Below are 11,707 nucleotides of genomic sequence, written 5' to 3'. Positions count from 1 at the left end.
AAGGGAGTAAAGCCATGAGCAGCCAATTAACCGAAGAAGAACTTGCGGCGCTGATGCCATCGGAATTCTGCCAGCACCGGACGCCGATCCCGACGCAGATCGTGTCCAGCGATGAATTCTATCCCGATCCGCAGAACGAGCGGCAGCGCGAGGTCGAGGCACGGCTGCTCGCCATGGCCGACGAACTCGGCGGCAAGCAGGGCCTAAGCCGCCGCCGCTTCTTCCAGACCGCGGCCGGCATGGCCGCCTCTTTCGTCGCGATGAACGAGGTCTATGGCCCCTTGTTCGATGTGACACGCGCGGAAGCGGCAACGCCCGCGATGGCCGATGAGCGCGCGAACGCCTTGAAGGACCAGTTCATCCTGGACATGCACACGCATTTCCTGCGCGACGACACCCGCATCACCACCTTTTCTGGAAATGCGGAAAGCGGTCGGCAAGGCGGGCTGGAACAAGGAACTCACCGAGCACGAGCAGACCATCGATGATCTGAAATTCAACAACTACAAAAAGGAGATCTTTCTCGATTCCGATACCAAGATCGCGCTGATCTCCTCCGCCCCCTCCGATATCGAGCGGGACTGGTTCTTGACCAACGAGCAGATGGCGGACGCCCGCAAGAAGATCAACGAGGAGGTCGGCTCGCGGCGCCTGTTCTGTCATGCCATCTTCACGCCCGGACAGCCGGGCTGGCTCGACAAACTCGATGCGGCACTCGCGCTCAAGCCGGAGTCCTGCAAGGGCTACACCATCGGCGACAACACGCACAAGGACATCAGCCGCTATCCCTGGCGCATGGACGATGAGAAGGTCGCCTACAAGGGTTATGAAAAAATGGTGCAAGCGGGCATCAAGAACGTCTGCGTACACAAGGGGCTGTTCCCGCCCGGCGTCGAAAAGCAGTTTCCGAATTTGCGCGGCTTTGCCGATGTCGCCGATGTCGGACAGGCGGCCAAGGACTGGCCGCAGCTCAACTTCATCATCTATCACTCCGCCTATCGCCATGTCGGTGGCGATCCGAAGGTGGCGCTCGCCGAATTCGAGCGCACCGGGCGCATCGCCTGGACCAGCGATCTTGCCGACATTCCGGCGCAATATGGCGTCAGCAACGTCTATGGCGATGTCGGTCAATTGTTCGCGACGACGCTCGTCGCCGAGCCGAATGTCTGCGCGGCGCTGATGGGCATTCTCATCAAGGGACTCGGTGTCGATCACGTCTGCTGGGGCACGGACGCGCTGTGGACCGGCGCGCCGCAATGGCAGATCGAGGGATTGCGGCGGCTGGAAATTCCGGAAGTGATGCAGAAGCAGTTCGGCTTTGCCCCGCTCGGCCCGGCCGATGGGCCCGTGAAGAGCGCGATCTTCGGCGACAACAATGCGAGGCTCTACGATATCCAGCCCAAGCGCACGATGAACGAAATCAAGGGCGACCGCTTCGCGCTGATGAAGGCGGAGTATGAGAAGCGCGGCCCCGAACCGTCCAACACGCGTTATGGCTATGTCGTGCCGAACGGCCCGATCGATCACAGCGTGTTTGCGTGAACGCTTTAACCCGTCATTGCGAGGAGCGAAGCGACGAAGCAATCCAGAGTTTCACGCCGGGCCCTGGATTGCTTCGCGGAGCCTGTCATGGGGCCGCGCTTCGCGCGGACCTGTTGGCTCGCAATTGTGACGTGGCGCGCAAGAGATTCCGGTTTCGCGTCTTCGCGCCCCGGAACGACGGTCAGCGCCTCACTTCTTCTCCGCGGGGTCGCGGTGCACGGGGTCGACCCACAAGACCGTCTCCGGCTTCTCGACCGGTTCAATGTCGAGATTGATCGCGACCGCCTCGCCGTCGCTGCGCACCAGCACGCACTCCAGCACCTCGTCGCGGCTGGCATTGATCTCCTGATGCGGCACGTAAGGCGGCACGAAGATGAAGTCGCCGGGGCCGGCTTCCGCGGTGAATTGCAGCTTTTCGCCCCAGCGCATCCGCGCCTTGCCCTTCACCACGTAGATGATGCTCTCGAGATGGCCGTGATGATGCGCGCCGGTTTTGGCATCTGGCTTGATGCTGACCGTGCCCGCCCACAATTTCTGCGCGCCGACGCGCGCGAAGTTGATCGCGGCCTTGCGGTCCATGCCCTGTGTCGAGGGCACGTTGGGATCGAGCTGGTTGCCGGGAATAACGCGGACGCCGTCATGCTTCCAGCGTTCCATATCGTGGTCGTGCGAGTGCGGGTGGCCGTGGTCGTGATGATCAGAAGTCATTGCGCTGCTTTCGATGGCGCTGCTTTCGAGGGAGTTCCGCGAGCACCGTACAGAAATCCAACGTTTCAAGCCAGCGGATGGGAAGAACTTTTTTGCAGGCAAAACGTTGATTTGGCGGACCAATCAGGAGGAGAATTTTATGGGAAGCACCGCTGACAAGGTGAAAGGCACTGCCAACGAAGCAATGGGCAAGGCAAAGCAGGGCGTCGGCGAAGCCACCGATTCCGAGAAGCTCAAGGGCGAAGGCGCCATGCAGGAAGTGAAGGGCAAAGGCCAGAAGACCGTGGGCGAGGCCAAGGAAGCCACCAAGGAGACGATCGACCGCGCGGCAGCGGCCGCAAAGCGCGGCGCGGACTAGCGTGACAAATTGGTTTATCTGAACAAGACCGGCCGAAAGGCCGGCTTCTTTTTGACCTCGCACCGGCCATCACGTCTCGCCCGCGCCCGCCTTGGCTAAAGCTTCGGCAGACAAGAGCGGGGGCGAGGGAATATCACGGAGTCCGCAATGCCAGCTACTTCACCGCCAGCAGTTCGACGTCGAACATCAAGGTCGCGTTCGGCGGGATGACGCCGCCGGCGCCGCGCGCGCCGTAGCCGAGCGATGGCGGAATGATCAGCGTGCGCTTGCCGCCGACTTTCATGGTGGCGACGCCCTCGTCCCACCCCGCGATCACCTTGTGCTGCCCGATCGGAAACTCGAACGGCTCGTTGCGGTCGACTGAAGAATCGAACTTCTTGCCCTTCTGCCCATTCTCGTAGAGCCAGCCGGTATAATGCATCACGCAAATCTGGCCCGGCTTGGGCGAGGCTCCGGTGCCGACCTTGGTGTCGATGATCTGCAGGCCTGATGGTGTGGTCACGGCTTTTCCTATGCTCTGGGCGGACGCGAGGGTCGGCACAAACAGCATCGCGATGAAGACCATCACCGATGCGACCAGAATTCTTGCACGCAACATCGCTTACCACCTTCCTTGTTCGAAAACGCGGCAGGTGTTTAGCGCAACAATGCCAGCGTGACCACCCTCTGGAGCGATATCTACACCTCGATCTTCTCCAGCCGCACCGGCAGCTTGCGGATGCGCTGGCCAGTGGCGTTGTAGATCGCGTTGCAAACCGCGGCCGCGGTGCCGACATTACCGAGTTCGCCGAGTCCCTTCACGCCCGCGGGATCGATATGTTCGTCGGTCTCGGAGAGCAGGATCACGTCGACGCTCGGCGTGTCCGCATTCACCGGGACGAGGTAGTCGGCGAGATTATCATTGACATAGCGCGCATAGCGCTCATCGAGCTCGGTCGCCTCGAACAGCGCCGATGACATGCCCCAGATCAACCCGCCCATGAGCTGGCTGCGCGCCGTACGCGGATTCATGATGCGGCCCGCCGCAAACGCGCCGACGAGGCGCGGTGTGCGAATTTCGTGGGTGAACCTGTTCACCCTCACCTCGACGAATTCGGCGCCGAAGGCATAAGCGATCTTGCCGCCCAGATCAGGCCCGCCGACCATGCGCACGATGCCATTGTGCAGCGCTTGCAATGCGTCCTTCGGCGCGCCTTCCGGCTTCCACTCGCCATATTCCTCGACCGCGCTGACGCCGAGCGCATCGAACGCTTTGTCTCGGTCGAGCGGCTGGCCGCTCTGCTCCGCCTTGCTCGCCGGCGTCTGACCGACGCCAACCGTCTCCTTGGCCTTGTCCGCCAGCGTCTCTTTCGGCATCAAGGCCTGGAACAGGCGGTGCCGGATCTGGTCGCACACCATGATCACGGCCGAGCAGGTGCTCGCGGTCGAGTTCGAGCCGCCCGCAACGGGCGCCGGCGGCAGGCGGCTGTCGCCAAGCGAGACCGACACCTTCTCATACGGAATTCCCAGCCGCTCCGCGGCGGCCTGCGCGATCACGGTGTACGCTCCGGTGCCGAGGTCGTGGCCCGCGATCTCGACCCGCGCGCGACCGTCGCGCTGCAGCCGCACCCGCGCCGCCGCCGCACCCATTTGCGTCGGGTAACAGGCGGTCGCGCAGCCATAGCCGATCAGCCAATCGCCGTCGCTCATTGATTTCGGCGTCGCCGCGCGCTTGTCCCAGCCGAAGGCCTTCGCGCCCTCGTCGAAACAGGCCATCAGCGAACGCGAAGTGTAGGGCTTGCCGGAAATCGGCTCATTGGTGGTATCGTTGACGCGGCGCAGCTCGATCGGATCCATCTGCAGCTCCGCCGCAAGCTCGTCCATCGCGCTTTCCAGCGCGAACACATAGGGCACTTCGGGCGGCGAGCGCATGAATCCCGGCGTGTTACGGTCAGCGCGCACGATGGACACCAGGCTGTCGACATTCGGACAAGCATAGAGGCGCGTCGTGGTCTTGGTGCCGCCGACGCAATAGGCGTCGGCGCGCGAGGAGATCTCCCCGCCCTCATGGCGCAGCGCGACCAGTCTGCCGTCCCGACTTGCGCCGATCTGGATGTCATGCCGCGTCTCGGCGCGATAGGTCGCAATGGTGAACCCCTGATCGCGGCTTGCGACCAGCTTCACCGGCCGGTTCAGCCGCCGGGCGATGGAGGCGATGATCGCGGTGCGCGGCGTGGTCGAGCCCTTGGACCCGAAAGCGCCACCGACATAGGCATTGATCACCCGCACCTTGTCGGCATCGATGCCGAGCTGCTGGGCGACGCCGTTCTTCAGGCCGTAGACGAACTGGCTCGGTTCGTAGATCGTGAGCTGATCGCCATTCCACACGCAGCTCGTGGCAAACAGTTCCATCGGATTGTGGTGCTGCGTCGGCGTCTCGTAACTCGCGGTGAACTTCACCTCGGCCTGATCGAAGGCATTGGCGAAGTCGCCGACCTTCGGATCCTCCTTGAACACGGCGTTCTGACCCTTGGCGCGCGCCGACGTGGTGCCGGGCGAATCGAACGTCGTGGTCGGGGTCTCCGCCGTGTATTTCACCTTGACGCGATGCGCTGCACCGCGCGCCGCCTCAAAGGTGTCGGCGACCACCACCGCGACGATCTCGCCTTCATGCGCAACGTCAGGCGAATTGAGCGGAACGATGGTCGTGGAGGCATAGCCGCCATTGCTGAAGAATTTTATCTCCTTCAGTTTCTCCGCATTCTCATGCGTGAAGATATCGATCACCCCGCGCATGGTCTTGGCTTCGGCAAGGTCAAAGCCATCAATGCGGCCCTTAGCGATGCTGCTGGTGACGAGATAGGCGTAAGCCGGATTGGCGAGCGGGACGTCCGCGGCATATTGCGCGTGTCCGGTCACCTTGGCGACGCCGTCATAGCGCGGCACCGGCTGGCCCATATTCGCTTTCGGCGCAGGAGCGGCGGTCGACATGATCACACCTCCATCGTTGCGGCCTGGTGCAGCGCCCGCGCCACCACGCGCTTGCCGAGCGCGATCTTGAAGGCGTTATGACGGCGCGGCGTTGCGCCAGCAAAGGCAGCGTCCGCGACGCGCTCGGCCAGCGCGTCATCGAATTTCTGCCCCTTCAGCAGCGCTTCCGCCTCACGCGCCCGCCACGGCACGGTGGCGACACCGCCGAGCGCCAGGCGTGCATCGCGCACGACGCCGTCTTGCATGTCGAGCGCGACCGCTGCCGAGGCCAATGCGAACTCATAGGACTGCCGGTCGCGCACTTTGAGATAGGCCGAGCGCGGCCAACGGCCGGGAATCGTGAAGCCCGAGATCAGCTCGCCCGGTGCAAGCGTCGTCTCGATGTGCGGTGAGTTACCTGGCTGCCTATGCAATTGCGCGAACCCAATGCTGCGCGTTCCCGATTTGCCGGTGATCTCCACGCTGCCGTCCAGCGCAATCAGGCTCTGCGCGAAATCGCCCGCATACGTCGCGATGCATTGGTCTGATGTGCCGAGCACCGCGTGCATGCGGTTGATGCCCTCCATCGCTGCACAGCCCGAGCCGGGATTGCGCTTGTTGCAATTGCCATAGCTGATGTCGCGGAAATAGGTGCAACGCGTGCGCTGCAGGACATTTCCGCCGAGCGTCGCCATGTTGCGCAATTGCGCGCTCGCGGCAAGTTTGAGCGAATCCGCAACAACGGGATAGTTGTTCTGGATTTCAGGATGGGCAGCGACATCCGCCATTCGGGCCATGGCGCCCACGCGCAAATTGCCGCCCTCGAGATTGATCTGCGACCACGCAGCCGACAGCGGATTGATGTCGATCACGGTGCTTGGCCGCATGACGTCGAGCTTCATCAGATCGATCAGCGTGGTGCCGCCCGCGAGCGCCTGCACCGGCGCTTCCGTGACATTGTTGCCACCGCTCGCGGCCAAGGCCTGCATCAAGGCCTGCATGGCGGCTGACGGATCATTGGCACTTTGAAAGACGAACGGTTGCATCGGGCTAGCCTTTCAGGATTTCGGGCGCGGCCTGCTTGATGGCCGCAACGATGTTCGGATAGGCGGCGCAGCGGCAGATGTTTCCGCTCATATATTCGCGGATGTCGTCGTCACTTTTGGCGTGTCCTTCCTTCACGCAAGCGACTGCCGACATGATCTGTCCCGGCGTGCAATAGCCGCACTGGAAAGCATCCTGATCGATGAAAGCCTGCTGCATCGGATGCAGCTTGTCGCCATCGGCGAGACCTTCGATGGTCGTGATCTCGTGACCTTGCGCGACAAGCGCGAGCGTGAGGCAGGACAGCACCCGGCGGCCGTCGATCAACACCGTACAGGCGCCGCACTGGCCGTGGTCGCAGCCCTTCTTGCTGCCGGTGAGACCGAGCCGCTCGCGCAGCGCATCCAGCACCGTGGTGCGCGCGTCGAGACTAAGTTGCCTGTTCTGGCCGTTGACCCTCAGCGTGAGGTCGACGGGAAGCTGCGGACCTTGCGCCACGCTCGGCGTCGCCGCCGGTCCCTCGGCACGCGCAGTGAGCGGCGCCGCCACCGCCGTTCCCGCGACTGCGGCCATGAAGGCGCGGCGATTGAAAGCCGACGCGTTCGAGGAAGAGGATTTGTCGGACATGGACGGCCTCCGCCGCTGAAAGTAGAAGCGGCGCGCACGCCTGCGCGCCTGCCCGACCTAACTAGGGATAACAAGCCCCGTTCCGCAGACGCGCCTGCGCCGCGACGAATTGAGCGGCCGAGTTTTTCAACTTTCGCTGATGGAACGAAGGTTCCGGCGCGACCGTGCGGCCCCACACAATAATGATGAGCCCAAGTTGAGCCGCTACGGCAATCTCGTTCACCTCTCCCGGCCGGGAGAGGTGAAAAGCGAACCCGCTTTAGTAGCCGAGTGCGCAGCCGTCTTTACGTGGATCGGAACCGCCCGTGAGCGTGCCCTTCTCCCAATCGATCCAGATCGCCTGTCCACCGCCGAGCGGCGAGACCACGCTGGTGGTCTTGTGCCCGAGCTTCTTGAGGCCTTCGACGACCTCAGGCGGCACGCCATCCTCGAGCTGGTAGATGCCTTCGTAATGCAGGCCGCGCGGCATATCGATCGCCTCCTGCACGTCGCAGCCATAGTCGAGCATGTTGGTGAGCACATGAACCTGACCGACCGGCTGGTACTGGCCGCCCATCACTCCGAACGGCATCAGGGCACGGCCATTCTTCGTCACGAGGCTCGGAATGATCGTGTGCAGCGGCCGCTTGCCTCCGGCGATGCAGTTGGGATGGCCGGGCTGGATGCGGAAACCGCCGGCGCGGTTCTGCAGCAGCACGCCGGTCTTGTTGGAGACGATGGCGGAGCCGAAGGCATGCGCGATGGAATTGATGAAGGAGCAGGCGTTGCGATCCTTGTCCACCACTGTGACGTAAATGGTCGACGGGTTCATTGGCGGCGCCACATTCGGCAACTCGAGCACGCCATCCATCCGGATGCGGCTGATGTATTCCTCGGCGAATTCTTTCGCCAGGATCCTCGCCACATCCACCTTCATATGGGCGGGATCCGCGATGTTTTCCTCGCGGATCATGTAAGCGATACGCGCGGCTTCCGCCTCGAGATGGAAGCGCTCGACGCTAACAGGCGCAAATTTCGTAAGATCGAAGCGCGAGAGGATGTTGAGCATCACCAGCATGGTGATACCGGGCCCATTGGGCGGGCACTGCCAGACGTCGAGGCCCTTATAGAGGGTACCGATCGGCGAGGTCACTTCGGTGGTGTGGGCCGCGAAGTCCTCCAGCGTGTGCAGGCCGCCGATGCTGCGCAGCGTCTCCACCATGTCTTCGGCGATCTCGCCGGTGTAGAAGGCGTCGCGGCCCCTGGCGGCAATCGCACGCAGGGTCTTGCCGAGTTCGGGTTGCCGGATGACGTCGCCGGCGACCGCGGGCTTGCCCTGCGGCAGGAGATAGCGCTCGGTGTTGGTGCCCTTTTTCAGTTTCTCGAATTGGGTCTTCCAGTCGAAGGCGACGCGCGGCGCGACGACATAGCCCTCCTCCGCCGCCTTGATCGCCGGCTGCAGCAGGCGGTCGAGGCCGAGCTTGCCGTGATCGCGCAAAATGGTTTCCCAGGCATCGATCGCGCCGGGGATGCTCACCGCATGCGCCGAAGTCAGCGGCACCGCGCGGATGCCGCGCTCCAGATACCAATCGGCGTTCGCCGCCTTTGGCGCGCGGCCCGAGCCATTATAGGCCGTGATCTTGCCCTCGCCGCGAGGTTGGATCAGCGCAAAGCAATCGCCGCCGATGCCGGTCGATTGCGGCTCGATCACGCCCAGGAGCGCGCAGGCCGCAACCGCCGCGTCCACTGCGGTGCCGCCATCCTTGAGCACCTCGATCGCCGCCAGCGCTGCTTGCGGATGCGACGTCGCCACCATCGCGTTTTGGGCATGGACCGTGGAGCGGCCGGCGAGTTGGAAATTCCTCATAAACAGGGCTCACTTTAGCGTTGTTTTCCCGCGACTTGGCGGCGGAACCGCGCTTTCATGACACATCCATATAGCCTTCTGCAATGGCTGGTATGCCAGCGAATGGATGCCATGTCGGTCGCGGAACCTGGTTCATTGAGCCGGCCTTTGGCTCCTGCTAAACCGCGCCCGCCTCTGCCCCATATCTACGCCCGTGCTCACGAGATGTCTTACAAGGTCGCCGCCTTCTATCAGTTCACGTCGCTGCGCGATTTTCGCGCGTTGCGTGAACCGCTGCGCACGATCTGCGCAGGACTTGCACTGAAAGGCAGCGTGCTGCTGGCGGAAGAAGGCATCAACGGCACGCTCGCGGGTCCCGACCATGGCATTGACGCACTCGTGACTGAACTAAAAGGCGGTGCGCTGTTCGGAAGCCGCCTCGACCGTATCGAGCTGAAATTCTCCAGGGCGCGGGCGATGCCGTTCGGACGCCTCAAGATCCGGCTGAAGAAGGAGATCGTCACGCTCGGCGATGCGGCGGCCGATCCGAACCGCCAGGTCGGGGTCTATGTCGAGCCGTCCGAATGGAATGCGCTGATCGCAAGCGAAGACACGCTCGTGATCGACACGCGCAATACGTTCGAGGTCGCAATGGGCACCTTCGAAGGCGCGGTCGATCCCCAAATCGCGAGCTTCGGGGAGTTCAAGGAATTTGTCGCCCAAAGGCTCGATCCCGAAAAGCATCGCAAGATCGCGATGTTCTGCACCGGCGGCATCCGTTGCGAAAAGGCGAGCAGTCATCTCTTGGCGCGCGGCTTTCGCGAGGTCTATCATCTCAAGGGCGGCATCCTCAAATATCTGGAGGACGTGAGTGAGGCCGAAAGCCGCTGGCGTGGCGAGTGTTTTGTGTTCGACGAGCGCGTTGCGCTTGGCCATGGCCTGAGGGAACGTTCACGCGAACGAGGTATCGATGAGTGAACTCGCATTGGAAAACCGCATCGATGCGCTCGAGGCGCGCCTGATGTTCCAGGACGCCACGATCGAGACGCTGAACGAAACGGTCACGACCCAGTGGCGGGAAATCGACGCGCTCAAGCGCAAGATCGCGCATTTGAACGAGCGCTTGCTGGAGGCGGAAGCCGGCCTGCCACGACCAACCAACGAGCCGCCGCCGCATTATTGATTGCTTGCCGCCCTCAAGGGCTAACGGTCGTGGTTGTCGTGTTTCCGCTCGGGATGGCGGTCATGCCTGGTCGATGCCGGCTGCGCAGCGCTCACGGGGTCCGACGCGGGAAAGGTGTCGACCAGGCCGGTTTCGAGTTTCGCGTGCAGTTCTTGGTCCAGCCGCTGGGCCTCTCGGGGATCGGCGGCGAGCTTGTCGCGTGGCGCAGGATTGAACTTGTCGGCCATGGTGAGCCTCCGGAGCTCCTCAATCCAATGCCTAACCAACGCGCGCGCTGGAGGCGCGTTCCGGCGAATCGGATGTGGTCGGTTCCCACGCGACCGCGCCGACAAGGCCCGGGTTGGCCAAGCCGGATCGGCGGTGTATCAGGGAACCACGATCCCTCGCCTGCGGAGCCTGCGCTTGAATTCCATGTCCTCACCCAAGCCCCTTCTCGATGTGCTCGCGGGGCGCAGGCAGAAGGTGCCGCCGCTCTGGATGATGCGGCAGGCCGGACGTTATTTGCCAGAGTATCGGGAAGTGCGCGCCAAGGCTGGCGGCTTCCTCGATCTCTGCTTCACGCCTGAACTCGCAGCCGAGGTCACGCTGCAGCCGATCCGCCGGTTCAATTTCGATGCGGCGATCATCTTCTCCGACATCCTGGTCATTCCCTACGCGCTCGGGCGCAACGTAGCCTTTGAAGCCGGCGAGGGACCGCGGCTCGATCCGCTGGACACGCCGGACAAAATCGGCCAGCTCGCGCGCGAGGCCGATCTGAGGAAGCTCGAACCGGTGTTCGAGGCGCTGCGACGCGTGCGCGGAGCGCTCGCCTCGGACGTCACGCTGATCGGCTTCTGCGGTGCGCCGTGGACGGTCGCGACCTACATGGTCGCTGGCCACGGCACGCCGGACCAGGCGCCGGCGCGCCTCCTCGCCTATCGCCATCCCGACGCGTTTTCCAAGATCATCGACACGTTGGTCGAGAACTCGGTGCACTATCTGCTCGGCCAACTCGAGGCCGGCGCCGACGCCTTGCAGATTTTCGACACCTGGGCCGGCGTGCTGCCGTCGCGCGAATTCGAACGCTGGTCGATCGAGCCGACCCGCCGCATCGTCGAAGGCGTGCGCAAACAAAGACCCGAGGCGAAGATCATCGGCTTTCCCCGCGGCGCCGGCGCGCTGCTGCCGGCCTATGTCGCGGCAACCGGCGTCGATGCCGTCAGCATCGATTGGGCGGCGGAGCCCGCCATGATCCGCACGCAGGTGCAGAGCAAGGTCGCCGTGCAAGGCAATCTCGATCCGCTGGCGCTGATCGCGGGCGGCGCCGCGCTCGATGCCGCGGTCGACGATGTGCTGGCAAATTATGCGGCGGGCCGGCTGATCTTCAATCTCGGCCACGGCATCTTGCCGGAGACCCCGATCGCGCATGTCGAGCAAATGGTGCGGCGGGTGCGGGGGCATAACGGCTGATCCCAGCAGGAGCCCCTACCCT

Annotated in this window: 13 protein-coding genes; 6 read left to right on the top strand and 7 right to left on the bottom strand. The window is 63.4% G+C overall.

Translation table 11 applies throughout. The features are described 5' to 3' along the window. Positions 1-14: 14 nt before the first annotated feature. Both P6U23_RS07385 and P6U23_RS07380 read left to right on the top strand, forming a co-directional pair. Entirely contained in the window at positions 15-488 is a 474-nt protein-coding gene (locus tag P6U23_RS07385) for a hypothetical protein (protein ID WP_407178901.1), read from the top strand. Continuing rightward, complete coding sequence (locus P6U23_RS07380) at positions 421-1,542, top strand: amidohydrolase family protein (protein ID WP_407178900.1); 1,122 nt, start codon at positions 421-423, stop codon at positions 1,540-1,542. The genes P6U23_RS07385 and P6U23_RS07380 overlap by 68 nt, the downstream gene beginning before the upstream one ends. A gap of 189 nt (positions 1,543-1,731) precedes the next feature. Here P6U23_RS07380 and P6U23_RS07375 read toward each other — a convergent pair whose 3' ends face one another. Beyond that, positions 1,732-2,250 (bottom strand): cupin domain-containing protein, encoded by a 519-nt coding sequence (locus tag P6U23_RS07375; protein WP_407178899.1) that lies wholly within the window; start codon positions 2,248-2,250, stop codon positions 1,732-1,734. Positions 2,251-2,389: 139 nt separating this feature from the next. Between P6U23_RS07375 and P6U23_RS07370 the strand changes: the two genes are divergently transcribed. After that, positions 2,390-2,608, top strand: a complete 219-nt coding sequence (locus P6U23_RS07370) for a CsbD family protein (protein WP_407181365.1) — start codon at positions 2,390-2,392, stop codon at positions 2,606-2,608. Between the two features lie 154 nt (positions 2,609-2,762). On the opposite strand, the gene P6U23_RS07365 is transcribed toward P6U23_RS07370, so the two are convergent. The 5 genes from P6U23_RS07365 to ggt form a co-directional block, all read right to left on the bottom strand. Continuing rightward, complete coding sequence (locus P6U23_RS07365; protein ID WP_407181364.1) at positions 2,763-3,173, bottom strand: FKBP-type peptidyl-prolyl cis-trans isomerase; 411 nt, start codon at positions 3,171-3,173, stop codon at positions 2,763-2,765. A gap of 113 nt (positions 3,174-3,286) precedes the next feature. Continuing rightward, complete coding sequence (locus P6U23_RS07360) at positions 3,287-5,578, bottom strand: xanthine dehydrogenase family protein molybdopterin-binding subunit (protein ID WP_407178898.1); 2,292 nt, start codon at positions 5,576-5,578, stop codon at positions 3,287-3,289. A 2-nt stretch (positions 5,579-5,580) separates the two neighbouring features. Then, a complete protein-coding gene (locus P6U23_RS07355) occupies positions 5,581-6,603 on the bottom strand; it encodes an FAD binding domain-containing protein (RefSeq protein ID WP_407178897.1) in 1,023 nt (340 codons plus the stop codon). Positions 6,604-6,607: 4 nt separating this feature from the next. Next, positions 6,608-7,228: a (2Fe-2S)-binding protein gene (locus P6U23_RS07350; RefSeq protein WP_407178896.1), complete on the bottom strand. Its 621-nt coding sequence runs from the start codon at positions 7,226-7,228 to the stop codon at positions 6,608-6,610. Between the two features lie 259 nt (positions 7,229-7,487). After that, the gene (ggt, locus tag P6U23_RS07345) at positions 7,488-9,074 is read right to left on the bottom strand and encodes a gamma-glutamyltransferase (protein WP_407178895.1); all 1,587 of its coding nucleotides are present in this window, start codon (positions 9,072-9,074) and stop codon (positions 7,488-7,490) included. A 204-nt stretch (positions 9,075-9,278) separates the two neighbouring features. Between ggt and P6U23_RS07340 the strand changes: the two genes are divergently transcribed. Together P6U23_RS07340 and P6U23_RS07335 are read left to right on the top strand one after the other, a co-directional pair. Continuing rightward, positions 9,279-10,031 carry a rhodanese-related sulfurtransferase gene (locus tag P6U23_RS07340; RefSeq protein WP_407178894.1) on the top strand — a complete coding sequence of 251 codons (753 nt, stop codon included), beginning with the start codon at positions 9,279-9,281 and terminating at the stop codon, positions 10,029-10,031. Then, on the top strand, positions 10,024-10,236 hold the full coding sequence (locus P6U23_RS07335; RefSeq protein WP_407178893.1) for a SlyX family protein: 213 nt from the start codon (positions 10,024-10,026) through the stop codon (positions 10,234-10,236). Before P6U23_RS07340 ends, P6U23_RS07335 begins: the two co-directional genes overlap by 8 nt. A 20-nt stretch (positions 10,237-10,256) precedes the next feature. Here the strand turns inward: P6U23_RS07335 and P6U23_RS07330 are convergent, their stop codons facing one another. Then, the gene (locus P6U23_RS07330; protein ID WP_407178892.1) at positions 10,257-10,463 is read right to left on the bottom strand and encodes a hypothetical protein; all 207 of its coding nucleotides are present in this window, start codon (positions 10,461-10,463) and stop codon (positions 10,257-10,259) included. A gap of 184 nt (positions 10,464-10,647) precedes the next feature. On the opposite strand from P6U23_RS07330, the gene hemE reads away from it, so the two are divergent. Next, entirely contained in the window at positions 10,648-11,685 is a 1,038-nt protein-coding gene (gene hemE / locus P6U23_RS07325; protein ID WP_407181363.1) for a uroporphyrinogen decarboxylase, read from the top strand. Positions 11,686-11,707: the final 22 nt, after the last annotated feature.

This window comes from Bradyrhizobium sp. STM 3562, from assembly GCF_045571435.1.
Classification (GTDB): Bacteria; Pseudomonadota; Alphaproteobacteria; order Rhizobiales; family Xanthobacteraceae; genus Bradyrhizobium.
This window is presented reverse-complemented; position numbering and strand designations above follow the sequence as displayed.

What these genes read in the sequence shown, in the direction of transcription:
- P6U23_RS07385 (WP_407178901.1), top strand. Translation starts at nt 15, where the DNA reads ATGAGCAGCCAATTAACCGAAGAAGAACTTGCGGCGCTGATGCCATCG.
- P6U23_RS07380 (WP_407178900.1), top strand. Translation starts at nt 421, where the DNA reads ATGCGGAAAGCGGTCGGCAAGGCGGGCTGGAACAAGGAACTCACCGAG.
- P6U23_RS07375 (WP_407178899.1), bottom strand. Translation starts at nt 2,250, where the DNA reads ATGACTTCTGATCATCACGACCACGGCCACCCGCACTCGCACGACCAC.
- P6U23_RS07370 (WP_407181365.1), top strand. Translation starts at nt 2,390, where the DNA reads ATGGGAAGCACCGCTGACAAGGTGAAAGGCACTGCCAACGAAGCAATG.
- P6U23_RS07365 (WP_407181364.1), bottom strand. Translation starts at nt 3,173, where the DNA reads ATGGTCTTCATCGCGATGCTGTTTGTGCCGACCCTCGCGTCCGCCCAG.
- P6U23_RS07360 (WP_407178898.1), bottom strand. Translation starts at nt 5,578, where the DNA reads ATGTCGACCGCCGCTCCTGCGCCGAAAGCGAATATGGGCCAGCCGGTG.
- P6U23_RS07355 (WP_407178897.1), bottom strand. Translation starts at nt 6,603, where the DNA reads ATGCAACCGTTCGTCTTTCAAAGTGCCAATGATCCGTCAGCCGCCATG.
- P6U23_RS07350 (WP_407178896.1), bottom strand. Translation starts at nt 7,228, where the DNA reads ATGTCCGACAAATCCTCTTCCTCGAACGCGTCGGCTTTCAATCGCCGC.
- ggt (WP_407178895.1), bottom strand. Translation starts at nt 9,074, where the DNA reads ATGAGGAATTTCCAACTCGCCGGCCGCTCCACGGTCCATGCCCAAAAC.
- P6U23_RS07340 (WP_407178894.1), top strand. Translation starts at nt 9,279, where the DNA reads ATGTCTTACAAGGTCGCCGCCTTCTATCAGTTCACGTCGCTGCGCGAT.
- P6U23_RS07335 (WP_407178893.1), top strand. Translation starts at nt 10,024, where the DNA reads ATGAGTGAACTCGCATTGGAAAACCGCATCGATGCGCTCGAGGCGCGC.
- P6U23_RS07330 (WP_407178892.1), bottom strand. Translation starts at nt 10,463, where the DNA reads ATGGCCGACAAGTTCAATCCTGCGCCACGCGACAAGCTCGCCGCCGAT.
- hemE (WP_407181363.1), top strand. Translation starts at nt 10,648, where the DNA reads ATGTCCTCACCCAAGCCCCTTCTCGATGTGCTCGCGGGGCGCAGGCAG.